Origin of the sequence: Tenacibaculum sp. SSH1-16 (genome assembly GCF_040104435.1) — a bacterium.
Taxonomy (GTDB): Bacteria; Bacteroidota; Bacteroidia; order Flavobacteriales; family Flavobacteriaceae; genus Polaribacter; species Polaribacter mesophilus.
In genome coordinates this window covers 103,224-121,598 of the sequence record NZ_JBECOV010000005.1, presented here as the reverse complement: position 1 = coordinate 121,598, position 18,375 = coordinate 103,224, and the positions used below count along the sequence as shown (strand labels likewise).

At 33.9% G+C, this 18,375-nt stretch carries 17 protein-coding genes; 12 read left to right on the top strand and 5 right to left on the bottom strand.

The window, feature by feature from the left end; all coding sequences use genetic code 11:
• Window positions 1–119 precede the first annotated feature (119 nt).
• From ABMY20_RS08805 to ABMY20_RS08795, 3 genes are read left to right on the top strand one after another with little or no spacing between them, the layout of a single operon-like run.
• Complete coding sequence (locus tag ABMY20_RS08805) at window positions 120–479, top strand: YtxH domain-containing protein (RefSeq protein ID WP_047790071.1); 360 nt, start codon at window positions 120–122, stop codon at window positions 477–479.
• Window positions 479–841 (top strand): phage holin family protein, encoded by a 363-nt coding sequence (locus ABMY20_RS08800; RefSeq protein WP_159493717.1) that lies wholly within the window; start codon window positions 479–481, stop codon window positions 839–841. The genes ABMY20_RS08805 and ABMY20_RS08800 overlap by 1 nt, the downstream gene beginning before the upstream one ends.
• Window positions 825–1,028, top strand: a complete 204-nt coding sequence (locus ABMY20_RS08795) for a hypothetical protein (RefSeq protein WP_047790069.1) — start codon at window positions 825–827, stop codon at window positions 1,026–1,028. The genes ABMY20_RS08800 and ABMY20_RS08795 overlap by 17 nt, the downstream gene beginning before the upstream one ends.
• A 306-nt stretch (window positions 1,029–1,334) precedes the next feature.
• Here ABMY20_RS08795 and ABMY20_RS08790 read toward each other — a convergent pair whose 3' ends face one another.
• The 5 genes from ABMY20_RS08790 to ABMY20_RS08770 form a co-directional block, all read right to left on the bottom strand.
• A complete protein-coding gene (locus tag ABMY20_RS08790; protein WP_349265104.1) occupies window positions 1,335–1,553 on the bottom strand; it encodes a hypothetical protein in 219 nt (72 codons plus the stop codon).
• A 274-nt stretch (window positions 1,554–1,827) separates the two neighbouring features.
• Window positions 1,828–2,991 carry a sigma-54 dependent transcriptional regulator gene (locus ABMY20_RS08785; RefSeq protein WP_047790067.1) on the bottom strand — a complete coding sequence of 388 codons (1,164 nt, stop codon included), beginning with the start codon at window positions 2,989–2,991 and terminating at the stop codon, window positions 1,828–1,830.
• 185 nt (window positions 2,992–3,176) lie between these two features.
• A complete protein-coding gene (locus ABMY20_RS08780) occupies window positions 3,177–4,118 on the bottom strand; it encodes a mechanosensitive ion channel domain-containing protein (RefSeq protein WP_073184568.1) in 942 nt (313 codons plus the stop codon).
• Window positions 4,119–4,199: 81 nt separating this feature from the next.
• Complete coding sequence (locus tag ABMY20_RS08775) at window positions 4,200–5,519, bottom strand: ABC transporter permease (protein WP_173359721.1); 1,320 nt, start codon at window positions 5,517–5,519, stop codon at window positions 4,200–4,202.
• Between the two features lie 3 nt (window positions 5,520–5,522).
• Window positions 5,523–6,452, bottom strand: a complete 930-nt coding sequence (locus ABMY20_RS08770; RefSeq protein ID WP_159493713.1) for an ABC transporter ATP-binding protein — start codon at window positions 6,450–6,452, stop codon at window positions 5,523–5,525.
• Window positions 6,453–6,641: 189 nt separating this feature from the next.
• Between ABMY20_RS08770 and ABMY20_RS08765 the strand changes: the two genes are divergently transcribed.
• The 9 genes from ABMY20_RS08765 to ABMY20_RS08725 all read left to right on the top strand — a co-directional run bounded on the left by ABMY20_RS08765 (window position 6,642) and on the right by ABMY20_RS08725 (window position 18,375).
• Window positions 6,642–7,106, top strand: coding sequence for a MarR family transcriptional regulator (locus ABMY20_RS08765; RefSeq protein WP_159613799.1), 465 nt, complete (start codon window positions 6,642–6,644; stop codon window positions 7,104–7,106).
• Window positions 7,107–7,123: 17 nt separating this feature from the next.
• Window positions 7,124–9,529 (top strand): 3-hydroxyacyl-CoA dehydrogenase/enoyl-CoA hydratase family protein, encoded by a 2,406-nt coding sequence (locus tag ABMY20_RS08760; protein WP_125066917.1) that lies wholly within the window; start codon window positions 7,124–7,126, stop codon window positions 9,527–9,529.
• Window positions 9,530–9,614: 85 nt separating this feature from the next.
• Complete coding sequence (locus ABMY20_RS08755) at window positions 9,615–10,805, top strand: acetyl-CoA C-acyltransferase (RefSeq protein WP_125344664.1); 1,191 nt, start codon at window positions 9,615–9,617, stop codon at window positions 10,803–10,805.
• A gap of 33 nt (window positions 10,806–10,838) precedes the next feature.
• Window positions 10,839–11,195 carry a four helix bundle protein gene (locus tag ABMY20_RS08750; protein WP_349265103.1) on the top strand — a complete coding sequence of 119 codons (357 nt, stop codon included), beginning with the start codon at window positions 10,839–10,841 and terminating at the stop codon, window positions 11,193–11,195.
• 34 nt (window positions 11,196–11,229) lie between these two features.
• Window positions 11,230–13,038: an acyl-CoA dehydrogenase family protein gene (locus ABMY20_RS08745; protein WP_125344665.1), complete on the top strand. Its 1,809-nt coding sequence runs from the start codon at window positions 11,230–11,232 to the stop codon at window positions 13,036–13,038.
• A 275-nt stretch (window positions 13,039–13,313) separates the two neighbouring features.
• Window positions 13,314–14,315 carry a PliI family lysozyme inhibitor of I-type lysozyme gene (locus tag ABMY20_RS08740; protein ID WP_349265102.1) on the top strand — a complete coding sequence of 334 codons (1,002 nt, stop codon included), beginning with the start codon at window positions 13,314–13,316 and terminating at the stop codon, window positions 14,313–14,315.
• 11 nt (window positions 14,316–14,326) lie between these two features.
• On the top strand, window positions 14,327–14,755 hold the full coding sequence (locus tag ABMY20_RS08735) for an META domain-containing protein (protein WP_349265101.1): 429 nt from the start codon (window positions 14,327–14,329) through the stop codon (window positions 14,753–14,755).
• Window positions 14,756–15,713: 958 nt separating this feature from the next.
• The gene (locus ABMY20_RS08730) at window positions 15,714–16,124 is read left to right on the top strand and encodes a transcriptional repressor (RefSeq protein WP_073184592.1); all 411 of its coding nucleotides are present in this window, start codon (window positions 15,714–15,716) and stop codon (window positions 16,122–16,124) included.
• Window positions 16,125–16,191: 67 nt separating this feature from the next.
• On the top strand, window positions 16,192–18,375 hold the full coding sequence (locus ABMY20_RS08725; RefSeq protein WP_173359715.1) for a TonB-dependent receptor: 2,184 nt from the start codon (window positions 16,192–16,194) through the stop codon (window positions 18,373–18,375).

Below are 18,375 nucleotides of genomic sequence, written 5' to 3'. Positions count from 1 at the left end.
TCCTCATAAGTCATTAATAGCAATTGAGTTAACATTTAAATTTATTGAGCTAAAGAAACATCAGCTATCAAAGTATTTTTGTTACAGAAATCATTTAATAATTAAAAAACAAATATATTATGAGCAACGATAAAAGTATTTTAGGCTTATTAGCAGGAGTAGCTGTAGGAGCAGGATTAGGTATATTATTTGCCCCTGACAAAGGGAGTAATACACGAAAAAAAATAGCAGACGGAGCAGCCTCTGCAAGAGACACTATTACTTCAGAAGCAACACACCTTAAAGAAGAAGTTAAGCATAAAGCTGAAAGCTTAAAAAATAATGTGGCTGAATCTCTTAGCAGCAAAACAAACTCATTAGAAGAAAAATTAGAAACTATTGTAACTGATGCTAGCTATAAAGCTGAAGATGTTATAACCCAATTAGAACAAAAACTAAAAGTATTAAAGGCTAAAAACAAAAAATTACAAACTAAATAATGTCGATATTCAAATCAATACATACCAACTCTGAAAAAGCAATTGAAAAAGGCGAAAGCTTTATAAAGAATTCTGAAGAATACTTTAAATTAAAAGTATTTTATATACTAACCTCTTCTTTAAGCATGATTTTCAATTTTGCTATTATAGGTATATTCCTACTTATTGCTTTTGTTTTTTTGGCTGTAACAATATCGGCAACCATAGGTAATTATTTAAACAATGTTGTTTTAGGATACTTGTTAGTAGCTTTACTTTTTATAATTTTCGCTTTAATAGCATATAGTATGAGAACAAATGTAGAGAATTTTGTAATTAAAAATTTATCTAAAAAGTATTTTGACGATGAAGAAAACCTATAATAATAGTAAAGAAATAACTAAAGAACTAAAATTACTGAAGCTTAAAAGAGATATTTCTTTAGAAGAAATTAAACTTGTAAAAGAACAATTTAAAGAAGATTTATCTGTGGGGAATTGGTTTCAAACTATATTTGAAACAGTTGGTAAGTTTGGAATATATACTTTAGCTAGGAAATTTTTAAAATAATCTTTTTTTAACTCAATCTTGAATAGCTACAAAGCTTTAATTTAGGTGTAAGACATATAACTTCTTTCCTCTTATAATTAAAAAGCCATCTTCTTCAGATGGTTTTTTAATTATAAGCTTTACTCATTACGTACTCAATATTGCTTCATATTTATTTTCTTTTTTTGTGTTTTTTTAAAAGCTTCATACCCCCTTAATTCTGTTAGCTTTTATGAACTTTTACAAAACAACAAAGATGAAATTGTATTAGCTTCTTTCTAATACAACCTCACCTTTATTTATATAACAATTATTGTAAACTACTTACTATAACTTACAGTTTACCATCCAACGTATATTAAATTTATCGGTACAAGCCCCATACAGTGCGTTCCATTCCGTTTCCAATAGTTCAGTATGAACTATACCTCCGTTAGACAACTCATTAAAAACAACAGTAGCTTTCTCCTCATCATCTAAATCAACACTCATTTGAATATTATTACCACTATTTAGCGGAGTATCTGGAGAAACATCATACGCCATAATGTGAATCCCTTTTTCAATTCTGCATGTTGTATTTTATGCCTGTAATCCTCTGGAATATCTCTCTTTGAGTCTTTGTACGTTTGTTTATTTACAATTTTTGCATTAAATAAGTCTGCATAAAAATTTAATGCGTTTTGACATTCTCCTCTGAATGCTAAGTATGCTTGTATGTTCATAATTTTTATTGTTTTGTATAAAAATAAAAACAAGCATCTATATAAATTAACTCTATTGCTGTGATTATTAACTCAAAAATTTAAAACGTTATTAATTATTTACTAGCAAATAGTTTTACATCATTTTTAGAAACTTCTTTTTCTCCTAAAATAAGTAAACGTTCAACTACATTTCGTAATTCTCTAATATTTCCTGTCCAATCATACTCTTGTAACAATTTAATAGCATCTTCCGAGAAACCTTTTTTAGGCATCCCTTGTTCTTCAGAAATTTTCTTGGCAAAGAAATCTACTAATAACGGTATATCTTCTCTTCTATCGTTTAATGCAGGAACTTTAATTAAAATCACTGCTAAACGATGATATAAATCTTCGCGGAAACGTCCTTCTTCAATTTCCTTCTTTAAATCTTTATTTGTTGCAGCAACTACACGTACATTTACTTTTATATCTTTATCCGAACCTACTCGTTGAATACGATTTTCTTGTAATGCTCGTAATACTTTCGCTTGTGCCGACAAACTCATATCTCCAATTTCATCTAAGAAAATGGTTCCTCCATTAGCTGCTTCAAACTTTCCTGCTCTATCTTTGTTAGCTCCTGTAAAACTCCCTTTTACATGCCCAAACAATTCACTTTCTATTAACTCAGAAGGTATAGCTGCACAGTTTACTTCAATCATAGAACCTTTAGAACGGTCAGATTTTTCGTGTAACCAATGCGCTACTAACTCTTTTCCTGTTCCATTAGGTCCGGTAATTAAAACTCTTGCCTCTGTTGCAGACACTTTTTCAATAATATCTTTAATATGAGTAATAGCATCGCTCTCTCCAATCATTTCATAATTCTTACTCACCTTCTTCTTTAAACGCTTATTTTCTACTACCAACTCCTTTTTATCTAGAGCATTTCTTACAGTATTCAATAATCGATTTAAATCTGGCGGTTTAGAAATATAATCAAAGGCTCCTAAGCGCATGGTGTTTACTGCAGTATCTAAATCACCATGACCAGAAATCATTACCATTGGTATTTCAGGTTTTAACTTTCTAGCTTTTTCCAACACCTCAACACCATCCATTTTTGGCATTTTAATATCACACAAAACCAAATCGTAATCTGTTTTCTTTATCATTTCAATTCCTTGCAAACCATCTTCAGCTTCTTCTACTTCATAGGAATCGTTTTCTTCAGAAATAATTTTTTTTAATACTCTGCGAATTGCAGCTTCATCTTCTATTATTAATATTTTACTCATATTTTTTTAGTCTTTTAGATATTAAAAAGGCTAGTTTAATAAATTCTTGAAATCAGAAATCATTTTTTGGAGCTCACCTACTTCGTTTTCTGAACCTATTAACGTTACTTTATTAACACATTCTTTACAACAAGAAAGAACCATTGGTGGTTACAACTCAAAAAGCAAGCCAAACATTTTTCAGCTTAATTATTTAGTTCTTCTTTAGAATTTCCTTCCTCTTTACCTTCAATTTCTTTCTGATTGTTTTGGAGTACCTCTTTTTTTGGAGGTTCAAAATGCAACCCTTTGGCATCTACAATATGTATATCTCTTTGAGGGAACGGAATACTTATATTATGCTCTCTAAACAGCTCGTCTATTTTAAACCGTATATCACTTTTTGGTATCGCTGCCTGAAAACTATCATTTAACGTAAAAATTAATTTAAAATTTAACGAACTATCTCCGAAATTTTCAAAAAGTACTAAAGGAGCTGGATGCTGGTATACTTTTGGATGTTCACTGGCCGCTTGCAACAATAATTTTTTCACTAAAGCTACATCACTACCATAGGCCACCCCCACTGTTACACTTTCTCTAGTTGTAGTACCATTTTGCGTCCAGTTATATAGGCTGTTAGATAAATACTTGTGATTAGGAATAACCAATACTTTATTATCGATTGTTACGGCTCTAGTGGTTCTCAGTTTTATCTCTTCCACCCTACCAACTTTTCCATCTAGTTCAATAATATCTCCCACATGAACACTTTTATCAAGAATAATAAAAACTCCAGAGATTATATCTTGAAAAAAGGTTTGTAACGCCAAACCAATACCTATTAACAAAGCAGAAGACGCTACTAAAATCGCACTTAAATCGACTCCTGCTGAACTTAAACCTATTGAAAAAACAATTACATATACTAACCAACTAGTAAATGAGAAAATAGTATCAAATTTATTTTTGTCTTCCTGTTCTAGTTTACTTTTTGCTAGTACTTTTAAATATTTCAACAAAAGTTTCACTAAAAGTAAACCTACTATTAAAAACAAAATTGTTTTTACTGTAAACTCGATATCTTTTCCTCCTATTGGTATTCTATAGTTTAGAAAATCCGTTATTTCTTTTATTATTTCTTTCATCCTAGTTTATGTTATAATCGTTACACACAATTTATAATCAACACTTTTAAACAATATTAAGTAATTTCATAAAAGTGTTAATTACCCATTATAACGAATCCATTTCCATAAATCTTTGTAGGTTGGTTTTTTACCGTACATTAAAATACCTACACGATAAATTTTAGCGGCAATCCATACAATTACCATAAAAGTAAGAATTAATAGCAACATAGAAATGGCTATTTCCCACCAAGCAACTCCAAACGGGATTCTCATTAACATCACTATTGGAGATGTAAAAGGTATATAAGAAAATATTACTGAAACCGGACCATGAGGATCGTTAATAACCGTTGCAAAACCTACATAAACTGCCAAAATTAACGGTAGCATAATAGGCATCATAAATTGTTGTGTATCCGTTTCATTATCTACCGCTGCACCTACTGCTGCAAACAACGAGCTATATAACATATACCCTCCTAAGAAATAGAAAATGAATAAGAAGAACATTTTAAGCCATGGTAATTTTCTTACTTCAATTAAAACATTTGTTCCATCACCTATAACACTTTTAGCACTTTCAATTTGATCAGCGTTTAATTTTCCTCCATAAAATTCGGTCACATTAATACCCAAAACTAATGACACTACAACTCCAACTATTAAGAACAAAATCCCCCAAATAAAGAATTGTAACAATCCAGCTGATGCATTTCCAATAATCTTTCCTAACATTAATTGAAAAGGTTTTACAGAAGAAACGATCACCTCAATAATTCTACTTGTTTTTTCTTCAATAACACTACGCATTACCGATGTTCCATAAATCATTACAAACATCATTAATAAATATCCTGCAATAGCTCCTACACCAATCTTTAATCCGTTGATTAACTTTGAAGATTTCTCACCAGAGAAATTCAACATTTTAATTTCTGATGAAATTTTAGACTCTTCTATATGCGCAATATCAATTCCGAAGCTTGTTAGTTTTTTATGACGTAACTCCTTATCAATTTTATCTTCTAAACGTTCCATGATAGACATACTTGGCGAATCTTTAGAGAAAAACTCAATCGATTTTGCCAACATTTCTAAACTATCTTGTTTCGGAATGTATAAAGCTCCGTAGTAATCTCCTTCTTCGACCTTTTTTTTAGAGTTTTCAATTCCTAAGGCTGTAAAATCTTCATACTTTACTGTTTTTGAATCTTTAAAAATATCTTTAGAGAACATTCCAGACTCATCAACATATACTATCTTCTTAACCTTTTCATCGTTCTTCTTCATTAAGAAAAATACTAAAGCCCCCATACCAATCATTAACAATGGACTTAAGAAAGTCATAACGATAAACGACTTATTTCTAACCTTAGCAATAAACTCGCGTTCTATAATTAATCGTAATCTTTTCATTGCTTAACTGTTTTTATGGATTGCTTGAATAAAAATATCGTTGGCACTTGGCACTAACTCTACAAAATGTTGTACTTGTCCCTGAGTTGTTAAATACGATAACAAATCGTTTGGAGAACTTCCGTTGGTAAGTTTTACATTTAATTTTAACCCTTCATTTAACAATTTAAAATCTGCTGGTAAAACCTCAAAGTTTTCTTTAAGCTTTTGCTCCACTTCTTTTGAATTAGAAGTAGCTAATCCAACCTGAAAAGTATTTGTTCTAAACTCCTTTTTAATATCTTCTAGCTTACCATCTAAAATTTTATTCGACTTGTTAATCAACGCTATATAATCACACATTTCCTCTACAGACTCCATTCTATGAGTAGAAAAAATAATGGTAGCTCCTTCATCACGCAACTGTAAAATTTCTTTAGCTATTAGTTGAGCATTAATAGGATCGAAACCAGAAAAAGGCTCATCAAAAATTAATAATTTAGGCTGATGTAATACCGTTACTATAAACTGTACCTTTTGAGCCATCCCTTTAGACAACTCTTCAATCTTTTTATTCCACCAAGCTCCAATATCAAATTTATCAAACCAATATTTCAATCGTCTTTTAGCTTCCGATTTACTCAACCCTTTTAATTGAGCAAGATATAGTGCCTGCTCTCCTACCTTCATACTTTTATACAATCCTCTTTCTTCAGGTAAATATCCTATATGTTCTATATGATTTGGAGCTAACTTCTCTCCATCTAAAATAATTTCACCAGCATCAGGCATTGTTATTTGGTTGATAATTCTAATAAGCGAGGTCTTTCCTGCACCGTTAGGCCCTAACAAACCAAAAACACTACCTTTAGGAATGTGCATTGAAACATTATTTAATGCAGTATAATCGCCATAACGCTTTACTACATTATTAATTTCTAATAAATTGTTCATAGATTTATAGTTGATTAATTACCGTTTATTTAAAAACAGTAGTGACAAACTTACATATTTTTATACTCAATTAGTATACGCTTCTCTCTAAACGTTACAAGATTAATTTTTTGTTAATTTTATTATGCATGCATAACTTTTTTACAAAATACTATGCATGCATAATAAAATTTTATATATTTGGCATTCATGGATAAGGATAAATCAATAGATCACCAATTAAGAGCCACGTGGCAAGCCGTTGCTAAAATGTATAACGAGCAAGCTGCAAAGCATGATAGCACAATGGCTACGGCTTTTGCTTTATTGAATATAGATTTTGAAAACGGTACTCCTTCAACTGCTCTGGGACCGTTAATGGGAATGGAACCTACAAGTCTTTCTCGTTTGTTAAAGACAATGGAAGACAAAGGAGTTATATGTCGCGAGAAAAATCCTAATGATGGTAGAAGCGTTATTTTAAAGCTTACTAAATATGGTAAAGAAATGCGTGAAGTTTCAAAAGGGCATGTATACCAATTCAATAATAAAGTAAGAGAACATATTACTGAAGAAGAATTACAAACCTTCTTCAAAGTAACAACAACAATAAACAAACTAATTACAGATAAGTTAATATACGAAGAAGAAAATATTGACAATAAAGCTGTATAAAACAAACCAACAAACAAATGGCAAGAAGAATTAAAAAAGTAGCAATTATCGGTTCTGGTATCATGGGATCAGGTATTGCATGTCATTTTGCTAACATTGGCGTTGAAGTATTGCTTTTGGATATCGTTCCAAGAGAGCTTAACGACAAAGAAAAAGCAAAAGGATTAACCTTAGAAGACAAAGTAGTTCGTAACCGTTTGGTAAATGATGCTTTGACTGCTTCATTAAAGTCGAAACCATCACCTATCTACAATAAAAAATTTGCAGATAGAATTACTACTGGGAACCTTGAGGACGATTTACACAAAGTAAAAGATGTAGATTGGATTATGGAAGTAGTTGTTGAACGCTTAGACATTAAACAAAGTGTTTTTGAGCAAGTTGAAAAATATCGTACTCCTGGTACTATTATTTCTACCAACACTTCAGGTATTCCTATTAAGTTTATGAACGAAGGACGTAGTGAAGATTTCCGTAAACACTTTGCGGTTACACACTTTTTTAACCCTCCTCGTTATTTAAAATTATTTGAAGTTGTTCCAGGACCTGACTGTAAACAAGAAGTTACAGACTTCTTAATGGATTACGGTTCTAAATTCTTAGGAAAAACTTCAGTATTAGCAAAAGATACTCCAGCGTTTATTGGAAACCGTATAGGTATCTTCGGAATCCAATCGTTATTCCACCAAGTAAAAGAATTAGGACTAACTATTGAAGAGGTTGATAAATTAACAGGACCAGTTATTGGACGTCCTAAATCAGCTACTTTCCGTACCGTTGATGTTGTTGGATTAGATACTTTAGTACACGTTGCTAACGGAATCTACGAAAACTGTCCTAACGACGAAGCTCACGACTTATTTAAGTTGCCAGATTTCATCAACACGATGATGGAAAATAAGTGGTTAGGTAACAAAACCAAGCAAGGTTTCTATAAAAAAACAACCAATGCTGAAGGAAAACGTGAAATTTTAGCTTTAGACTTAGATACGATGGAATACCGTCCGTCTAAAAAAGCAAAATTTGCTACCTTAGAATTAACAAAAACAATCGATAAGCCAATTGACCGATTTAAAGTATTAGTTGGCGGAAAAGATAAAGCAGGAGAATTCTACCGTAAGAACTTCGCAGCAATGTTTGCGTATGTTCAAAATAGAATTCCAGAAATTTCTGATGAATTATACAGAATTGACGATGCCATGAAAGCAGGTTTTGGATGGGAAAATGGTCCTTTCGAAATTTGGGATGCTGTAGGAGTTGAAAAAGGTATCGAATTAATGAAAGCTGAAGGAAAGGAACCAGCTGCTTGGGTTACAGAAATGGTAGCTAAAGGAGAAAAATCTTTCTATACAGTTAAAGACGGTGCAACATATTACTACGATGTACCTGCAAAAGCACAAGTTAAAAAGCCAGGACAAGATTCATTTATCATCTTAGACAACATTCGTAAAACTACTGAGGTATTCAAAAACTCTGGAGTTGTTATTGAAGATTTAGGAGACGGAATCTTAAACTGTGAATTCCAATCTAAAATGAACACTATTGGTGGTGATGTTTTAGCTGGATTAAACAAAGCGGTTGATTTAGCTGAAAAAGACTTCCAAGGATTAGTAATTGGTAACCAAGCTGCAAACTTCTCTGTAGGTGCCAACATCGGAATGATTTTTATGATGGCTGTTGAGCAAGAGTACGATGAGTTAAACATGGCGATCAAATATTTCCAAGATACCATGATGCGTATGCGTTACTCTGCAATTCCTACCATTGCTGCTCCTCACGGAATGGCATTAGGTGGTGGATGTGAATTATCATTACACGCTGATAAAGTAGTTGCTGCTGCTGAAACCTACATCGGATTAGTAGAGTTTGGAGTTGGAGTAATTCCTGGTGGTGGTGGATCTAAAGAAATGGCGTTAAGAGCTCAGGACTTATTCCACACTGGTGATGTTCAATTAAACGTATTACAAGAGCACTTCTTAACTATTGGTATGGCTAAAGTTGCAACTTCAGCTTATGAAGCATACGACTTAAACCTACTACAAAAAGGAAAAGATGTTGTGGTTGTAAACAAAGACCGTCAAATTGCAGAAGCTAAAAAGCACGCTGTGTTATTAGCTGAAGCAGGTTATACACAACCAGTAAAACGTAAAGATGTTTTAGTATTAGGTAAGCAAGCCTTAGGAATGTTCTTAGTAGGAACAGACTCTATGGAAGCTTCTAAATATATTTCTGAACACGATCAGAAAATTGCAAACAAACTAGCCTATGTAATGGCTGGAGGAGATTTATCAGAACCAACAAAAGTTACTGAGCAGTATTTATTAGACCTTGAACGTGAAGCTTTCTTAAGTTTAACTACTGAAAGAAAAACGTTAGAGCGTATTCAGCATATGTTAAAAACTGGTAAACCTTTACGCAACTAAAAGTTGCGAGTTATTAGTTTTCAGTTATAAGTGATCAATTAATAATCACTAAAAACTTAAAACTAAACACTAAAAACTTGAAAATATGAAAACAGCATATATAGTAAAAGGATATAGAACCGCCGTAGGGAAATCTAAAAAAGGTGTGTTCAGATTTAAAAGAGCTGACGAATTAGCTGCTGAAACCATCAAGTATATGATGACAAAGTTGCCAGAATTCGACGTAAAGCGTATCGACGATGTTATTGTTGGTAACGCAATGCCAGAAGGTTCTCAAGGATTAAACATGGCAAGAATTATTTCGTTAATCGGATTAGATTCTGTGGATGTTCCTGGAGTTACCGTAAACCGTTTCTGCTCATCAGGATTAGAAACTATTGGTATGGCAGTAGCAAAAATTCAATCTGGAATGGCAGAGTGTATTATTGCTGGTGGAGCAGAAAGCATGAGTTCTGTACCAATGACAGGTTTTAAACCAGAATTAAACTACGATATCGTAAATGCAGGTCACGAAGATTACTATTGGGGAATGGGTAATACTGCTGAAGCAGTAGCGCAACAATACAATGTATCTCGTGCAGATCAAGATCAATTTGCATACGAATCGCACATGAAAGCTTTAAAAGCATTAGATAGCGATCGTTTCCAAGATCAAATAGCACCAATTGATGTAGAAGAAACTTACATTGATGGAAACGGAAAACGCGCTACAAGAAATTACACCGTTACTAAAGACGAAGGTCCACGTCGTGGAACCAGCGTAGAAGCCTTAGCAAAATTACGTCCAGTATTTGCTGCTAACGGTTCTGTTACCGCTGGTAACTCATCACAAACAAGTGATGGAGCTGCCTTTGTAATGGTAATGAGTGAAGATATGGTAAAAGAGTTAGGTATTCAACCAGAAGCTCGTTTAGTAAGTTATGCAGCAGCAGGAGTACCACCTCGTATTATGGGAATTGGTCCTGTAGCAGCAATTCCAAAAGCATTAAAACAAGCAGGTTTACAACAAAGTGATATTGAATTAATTGAGCTAAACGAAGCGTTTGCTTCACAATCGTTAGCAGTTATTCGCGAATTAGGATTAAATCCGGATATCGTTAACGTAAATGGTGGGGCAATTGCTTTAGGTCACCCATTAGGATGTACTGGTGGTAAACTATCTGTTCAGTTATTCGATGAAATGCGTAAGCGTAACATGAATAACAAATACGGAATGGTAACCATGTGTGTAGGTACTGGTCAAGGTGCTGCTGGTATTTTTGAATTCCTAAATTAAGAAACAAGACTATTAGAATCAAGAAACAAGACGATGCACAATTTCAAAAAATTAAAAATTTGGACTGAAAGCATGAATTTAGTTTCTGATTCTTATAAATTAACTAGAACCTTTCCAGACTTTGAAAAGTTTGGCTTGGTTTCTCAGATGAATAGATGTGCTGTTTCTATTCCTTCTAACATAGCTGAGGGTTCAAGTAAAAGCACTAACAAACATTTTAATAAATATTTAGAAGATAGCTTAGGTTCTTCATTTGAATGGAAAACACAATTAATTATTGCTTTTAATGAAAGCTACCTATCTGAAGAAAAGTTTAAAGAATTAGAACAAAAAATTAAGTCAATACAAAAAATGATTTCAAGTTTCCAATCTGGTCTGAATAAGTCTTGACTCTTGGCTCTTGAATCTTAAAATCTAATATACTATGTCAGAATTAACAAAAGATCTTTTACGCGGAGGGCAGTTCCTAGTAAAAGAAACAAAATGTGAAGATATATTTACTCCTGAAGATTTTTCAGAAGAGCAAACAATGATGCGTGATGCGGTTAAAGAATTTAACGACCGTGAAATCATTCCTCATAAAGAACGTTTCGAAAAGAAAGATTATGCACTTACCGAAGAAACTATGCGTAAAGCTGGTGAATTAGGATTTTTAGGTGTGGCTGTTCCTGAAGCTTATGGTGGATTAGGAATGGGATTCGTTTCTACCATGTTAACTTGTGATTACATTTCTAGTGGAACAGGATCTTTTAGTACAGCTTTTGGTGCACATACAGGTATTGGTACGATGCCAATTACTTTATACGGTACTGAAGAGCAAAAGCAAAAATACGTTCCTGCTTTAGCTATGGGAGAGCGTTTTGGAGCTTACTGTTTAACAGAACCAGGAGCAGGATCGGATGCGAACTCAGGAAAAACTACTGCTGAGTTAACTGAAGACGGAAAACACTACAAAATTAACGGACAAAAAATGTGGATTTCGAATGCAGGTTTTGCTGAAATCTTCATCGTTTTTGCTCGTATCGAAGACGATAAAAACATTACTGGTTTTATCTTAGAATATGATAAAAACAATCCTAACGGAGTAACTTTAGGAGAAGAAGAACACAAATTAGGTATTCGTGCCTCTTCAACTCGTCAGGTATTTTTCAACGATACCTTAGTTCCTGTTGAAAACATGTTATCTGTTCGTGGTGGTGGATTCAAAATTGCCATGAATGCTTTAAACGTTGGTCGTATTAAGTTAGCTGCTGCTTGTTTAGATTCTCAAAGAAGAATTGTAACTCATGCTGTAAACTATGCAAACGAGCGTAAGCAATTTAAAACTCCTATTGCTGAGTTTGGAGCTATTAAAATGAAATTAGCTGAAATGGCTACTAACGCTTATGTTGGTGAGTCTGCATCATACAGAGCTGCTAAAAATATTGAAGACAGAATCGCTATTCGTGAATCTGAAGGAAACACTCATCAAGAAGCAGAATTAAAAGGTGTTGAAGAATACGCTATTGAATGTTCTATCTTAAAAGTAGCAGTTTCAGAAGACGTACAAAATTGTGCTGATGAAGGAATCCAAATTTTTGGAGGTATGGGATTCTCTGAAGAAACTCCAATGGAGTCTGCTTGGAGAGATGCTCGTATTGCACGTATCTACGAAGGAACTAACGAAATCAACCGTTTATTATCGGTAGGAATGTTAGTTAAAAAAGCAATGAAAGGTCATGTAGATTTATTAAATCCTGCAATGGCAGTTCAAAACGAATTAATGGGAATTCCTTCTTTCGATACTCCAGATTATTCTGAATTATTCTCAGAAGAAAAAGAAATTCTTGCTAAACTTAAGAAAGTATTCTTAATGGTTGCAGGTGCTGCTTTACAAAAATTTGGACCAGAGTTAGAGCAACACCAACAGTTATTAACTGCTGCTTCAAATATTTTGATTGAAATATACATGGCAGAATCTGGAATTTTAAGAACTGAGAAGAACGCTAAGCGTTTTGGTGAAGATGCTCAAAAAGAACAGATTGCAATGGCGAAGTTATACTTATACAATGCTGTTGAAATTATTACCAAAAGTGCAAGAGAAGGAATTATTTCTTTCGCTGAAGGTGATGAGCAACGCATGATGTTAATGGGACTTAAGCGTTTTACAAAGTATGCAAACTACCCTAACGTAGTTGAATTACGTAATACAATCGCAGAAAAATTAAAAGCAGAAAATAAATACTGCTTCTAAACATATTAAAACTACCTAATGTTGCTAACAAGCATAGGTAGTTTTTTAAAACTTTCTTCAACTTTTATAGGTTTTAGAATTTAGTTGTTTGTTTAAAAGATCGTCAAATTAGGTTTTGGCGGTCTTTTTTTATACCCTCAAAAAACGTTGATAAACCTATACGCTACAATATCAACCTACTAAAAAATCAAGAATCTTAAGGTTTTCTTAAAACGTTTTTTCATATCTTTAATGGTATATTTATTGTTATTTAGAAGCAAAAAACATAAAATAGCATGATAAAACTTACCAATTCAGCACTACTAGTAATAGCATTTTTAGCCATCGTTAGCTGTAAAAACGAAGCAAAAAAAACAGATACACAAGAAACCACAAAACAAGAAACTGTAGCTACAATTACTGATGTTACAGGAAACTACGTTTCTTCAGAATACGAAAAAAGAAACGAAGGGTACGATTGGGTTTCAGTTGCTGTAAAACCAGCCGCAAATGACAATATAAAAATTGCTGTTCGCTCACGTGCTGACAAGAAAAAACCTACTTGTACTTTTGACGCTCTTGCTAAAAAAGCAAATGACAGCACGTATACAGCTGACATAAATGGTAAAACTGTAGTTTTTTCTTTTAAAAACAAACAAATTTCTATTGCAACGGCAAACAAAGAAGATAACAGTTTATTAAACTTTTACTGTTCAGGTGGAGGAAGTCTTGCGGGTTCTTATCATAAAATTGAAGGAAACCTTGACCAAACACAGATAGACAAAACCATTTTTAGAAAAAATGTAACCTTACAAGGAATTAGTTTTAGCATTGCTACTAAAAAAAATGGAATGGAAACTGAATTAACAGTTACTCCTTACGGATTAGAAATTGACAATTCTGCCGTTACTCAAACAATTGATGGTAGTGTTGTTGATGCTGAAATTGAAGATTTAAACTCTGATGGTTCTCCAGAAGTATTAATCTATACAAAATCTGACGGAAGTGGAAGCTACGGAAATGTAATAGGATTTTCAGTAAACAATAAAAAATCGATGAGTCAAATATACTTCCCTCCTATTACCGATAATAAAGAATTAAGTAAGGGATATATGGGGCACGATGAATTTACCATTATTGAAACAACCTTAGCGCAACGTTTTCCTATTTATAAAGAAGAAGATTCTAATGCTAACCCAACAGGAGGTACCAGACAAATTACATACAAATTGGTAGATGGTGAAGCATCAAGAAAATTTGTAGTAAAAAACTCAACTGAATTTAATACTAATAACTAAACTTACATAGTATGAAAAAACTATCATTTGTAGTCGCAGTAATTCTATTAATTACAGTGTCTTGTGCTAAAAAAGATACTGCTGAACAATTATACGGAACCGCTTGGGAACTAGAATACATTTCTGGACCTAGAATTGCTTTTGAAGGATTGTTTCCTGATAAAAAGCCACAACTTACGTTTGATAAAGAAACAAAGAAAGCTACAGGAAATAATGGTTGTAACGGTTATGCTGCTGAATTTACGTTAGGAGAAGAAAATGCGATTTCTTTTGGAGAACCAGGACCAACAACTATGATGTACTGCGGACAAGGAGAACAAGAGTTTTTAAAAACCATTAAAAAAGTAAACAAGTATAGTTTTGACTTAGAAGGAAAACTAAACTTATTGATGGACGATGTAACCATGATGCGCTTTAAAAAAGTAACTACTGAAAAATAATTCACGATAGTTGTTACTTTAAACGAATTAATAACTTAGGGGAAACCTCATACTATACAGCCTTTTTTTGGTTTGTTGGTATGAGGTTTATTTTTTACTGCCAAAGGCAACGTCCGCTAATAAGTATACAGTGAATGTTGGGTTGAATCTGTACTGATGTAAAAGCAGAGAGCATGCCGTGATATTAGCGACCCATGCCGCGGTGTCTGCGGAGCACGCCGTAATATCAGCGACCCGTGCCGCGGTGTCTGCGGAGCATGCCGTGATATTAGCGACCCGTGCCGTGGTGTCAACGGAGTACGCCGTGATATTAGCGACCCATGCCGTAGTGTCTTCGGAGCATGCCGTGATATCAGCGACCCGTGCCGTGGTGTCTGCGGAGCACGCCGTGATATCAGCGACCCATGCCGCGGTGTCAACGGAGCACGCCGTGATATCAGCGACCCGTGCCGTGGTATCTTCGGAGCATGCCGTGATATTAGCGACCCATGCCGCGGTGTCTGCGGAGCACGCCGTGATATCAGCGACCCATGCCGTGGTGTCTTCGGAGCATGCCGTGATATTAGCGCCCGATTAACGGGGAGTATTCAATAAAGTGTGTCAACTTGTTTAAAGTTGCTCCTATTACTGAAGAAGGAAGACAACCGATTAGGCTTCGTTTGTAGTCCCGATAAAAAAGTTGCACTTTTTTATCTTATTTCTTTATATTTGAAAGTGTTAATAAAATTGCTAAAAGTTCCGCATATCTTACCGTAAAAGGAATATATAAGTAATTTTATTACGTATATAAACTAGTTGTGCATAATGCAAAAAACCGTGCTAAAATTGAACATTTGAACTAAAAAAGCCAACCGCACAAACAGCACATTTATTTTTTTCCAACCGCAAAAAGCCACCGCTGAAAAAAATAAAAGAGCTGTTTTTCGCCAACGCTCGAAAAAAATGATACATTAGGAAAATGCAAACCGAAGAAGAAATCCTAAAAATAAAAAAAGTGAAAAACACCGCAGTCAGAACTGTGGTTTTACGTCATCTTTTGAGCCAAGAAAAAGCCCAATCTTTAAAAGATATTGAAAACGCATTGGCATACATGGACAGAAGTTCGATTTTCAGAACACTCAAAACATTTGAGGAAAACAAAGTCATCCACAGCATTGAAGATGGTTCTGGAATGACCAAATATGCGGTTTGTGCCAAAGGCTGTAACTGCGACCCAAAGGATTTGCACTATCATTTTTATTGCACAAACTGCGATAAAACATTCTGCCTTTTTGATGTTCCTATTCCAAAAATTCAACTTCCCGAAAACTTTAAGTTACAACAAGCAAATATGGTCGTAAAAGGCTTGTGCGACAACTGCAACAAGTAATCTTTGCAATCGAGTTGCAGTAAATCCTAAATACATTTGCATTATTCTTTTAAACCAGAATAAGCAGATGAAAAACATATTTTTAAACACATTATTTCTATTCGTATCAATTATATCTTTCGCACAGACGAGCGATATTTCCATTTCTGTTAGCGATGCAGAAACCAACGAACCATTATTGGGTGCTACGGTCTATTTTGAAGAATTAGAAAAAGGAGCAGTAACAGATTTTGACGGAATTGCCACATTTACAGAAATCCCAAATGGAAACCATATTATAAAAATTTCATACATAGGCTTCAAAACCATAGAAACTACTATTGATGTTGGAACAAAAAAGGAGTTCGCTTTCAAGCTCGAATCTGGAGGTAATGAACTTGACGAAGTTGTCATACAATCTTCAAGAAGTACACGAACTGTTAGAAAAATTCCAACTCGAATTGAATTTATTGGAGCGGAAGAATTAGGCGAAAAAGCGGTAATGAACCCAACCAATATTTCAATGGTACTTCGGGAAAGTACAGGAATACAGATGCAACAAACTTCTTTAAGTAGTGCGAATACCAACATTAGAATTCAAGGTCTTGATGGACGTTACACACAACTTTTACGAGATGGATTTCCACTTTATGGCGGATTTTCAAGCGGTTTGAGTATTCTGCAAATTCCGCCATTGGACTTAAAACAATTTGAAATCATTAAAGGAAGTTCATCAACACTTTATGGTGGTGGAGCAATTGGAGGTTTGATAAATATGGTATCAAAAACACCTGACGAAGAGCCAACTTTGGATATTATGTTGACACAAACACAAGCATTAGGAAGTACAGCTAATGTATTTTATAGCAAACGAAATGAAAAATTTGGAGTTTCATTATACGGTTCAGGTCATTATCAAAAGGCTTACGACCCAGAAGATGATGGCTTTAGTAATTTACCACAAACAACATCTATTTCTTTCAACCCAAAATTCTTTTATTATCCATCAGAAAAAACAACATTTTGGTTTAGCTTAAACGGAACGTATGACGACAGAATTGGTGGCGACATCACAAAAATTGAAAGTGGCGCAAATGGCATCCATCAATATACCGAAGAAAATCTATCAAAAAGGTTGAGCAGTCAAGCGGTTTACGAAACTCAATTAGATTCGGTTAGTTCATTAAATATTAAAAACAGCATCTCATTCTTTGATAGAAAACTAACCATTCCCGATTTTGTTTTTGATGGTAAACAAACCAATACATTCACGGAAATAAACTATCAAAAGTCCGCCAATAAAACAGATTGGATTTTTGGTGCAAATCTCTATACTTCTGCTTTTGATGAAAATAATAATGTGACTTTGCAACGTGACCAAACAGACATAACATTCGGAGCATTTGTAAATAATATTTATGACATTTCGGATAATTGGATTTTGGAAACAGGATTACGAGCAGATTACAATACTGATTTTGGATTCTTTCCGCTTCCAAGAGTTTCATTGCTATACAAAAACGATAGTGGATTTTCGAGCAGAATTGGTGGTGGATTAGGTTACAAAATTCCAGATATTTTTACAGAAGAGGCGGAATTTATCAATTTTAGAAATGTACTTGGTATTGATAAATCTTCACTAAATGCGGAACGTTCTTATGGTGTAAATCTTGATTTCAACTATCAAACACGTTTATTTGAAACTGTTGGTTTTTCTATTAATCAACTGTTTTATGTAACTGCGATTAATGATGCATTACTGTTAAATTCAACTGATAATGGATTTTTCCAATTTGAGAATGCAACAGATGAAATTTTGAGCAAAGGTGCTGAAACAAACATCAAGTTTACCTATAAAGATTTTAGGTGGTTCCTAAATTATGCACTCATTGACACAAGGTTGAACTATTTAGCTGGCAATCCTCAAAAACCTTTGACAGCAAAACATAACGCAGGAAGTGTTTTGATGTACGAATCTGAAAAATGGCGAATCGGTTATGAAACGTTTTACACAGGAAAGCAATTTTTGTCTAATGGAACAGAAACAACCGACTTCATAACAATGGGTTTTGTGGCAATGCGAAATTTTAAATGGGGAACAACTTTTGTGAATTTTGAAAACTTTACCGATAGAAGACAAAGCAGGTTCTCGCCTTTGGTTTTGCCACCACACGACAATCCAGAATTTCCCGAAATATATGCACCAACAGACGGTTTTATATTTAGCGTTGGAGTAATTATCAAACCTTTTGGAAACGAAGATGACGACTAA

Excerpts from the sequence above, each read along its gene's own strand:
- ABMY20_RS08730 (WP_073184592.1), top strand. The coding sequence starts at position 15,714 with ATGCAAACCGAAGAAGAAATCCTAAAAATAAAAAAAGTGAAAAACACC.
- ABMY20_RS08790 (WP_349265104.1), bottom strand. The coding sequence starts at position 1,553 with ATGGCGTATGATGTTTCTCCAGATACTCCGCTAAATAGTGGTAATAAT.
- ABMY20_RS08750 (WP_349265103.1), top strand. The coding sequence starts at position 10,839 with ATGCACAATTTCAAAAAATTAAAAATTTGGACTGAAAGCATGAATTTA.
- ABMY20_RS08785 (WP_047790067.1), bottom strand. The coding sequence starts at position 2,991 with ATGAGTAAAATATTAATAATAGAAGATGAAGCTGCAATTCGCAGAGTA.
- ABMY20_RS08740 (WP_349265102.1), top strand. The coding sequence starts at position 13,314 with ATGATAAAACTTACCAATTCAGCACTACTAGTAATAGCATTTTTAGCC.
- ABMY20_RS08755 (WP_125344664.1), top strand. The coding sequence starts at position 9,615 with ATGAAAACAGCATATATAGTAAAAGGATATAGAACCGCCGTAGGGAAA.
- ABMY20_RS08805 (WP_047790071.1), top strand. The coding sequence starts at position 120 with ATGAGCAACGATAAAAGTATTTTAGGCTTATTAGCAGGAGTAGCTGTA.
- ABMY20_RS08775 (WP_173359721.1), bottom strand. The coding sequence starts at position 5,519 with ATGAAAAGATTACGATTAATTATAGAACGCGAGTTTATTGCTAAGGTT.
- ABMY20_RS08800 (WP_159493717.1), top strand. The coding sequence starts at position 479 with ATGTCGATATTCAAATCAATACATACCAACTCTGAAAAAGCAATTGAA.
- ABMY20_RS08770 (WP_159493713.1), bottom strand. The coding sequence starts at position 6,452 with ATGAACAATTTATTAGAAATTAATAATGTAGTAAAGCGTTATGGCGAT.
- ABMY20_RS08765 (WP_159613799.1), top strand. The coding sequence starts at position 6,642 with ATGGATAAGGATAAATCAATAGATCACCAATTAAGAGCCACGTGGCAA.
- ABMY20_RS08725 (WP_173359715.1), top strand. The coding sequence starts at position 16,192 with ATGAAAAACATATTTTTAAACACATTATTTCTATTCGTATCAATTATA.
- ABMY20_RS08760 (WP_125066917.1), top strand. The coding sequence starts at position 7,124 with ATGGCAAGAAGAATTAAAAAAGTAGCAATTATCGGTTCTGGTATCATG.
- ABMY20_RS08745 (WP_125344665.1), top strand. The coding sequence starts at position 11,230 with ATGTCAGAATTAACAAAAGATCTTTTACGCGGAGGGCAGTTCCTAGTA.
- ABMY20_RS08780 (WP_073184568.1), bottom strand. The coding sequence starts at position 4,118 with ATGAAAGAAATAATAAAAGAAATAACGGATTTTCTAAACTATAGAATA.
- ABMY20_RS08795 (WP_047790069.1), top strand. The coding sequence starts at position 825 with ATGAAGAAAACCTATAATAATAGTAAAGAAATAACTAAAGAACTAAAA.
- ABMY20_RS08735 (WP_349265101.1), top strand. The coding sequence starts at position 14,327 with ATGAAAAAACTATCATTTGTAGTCGCAGTAATTCTATTAATTACAGTG.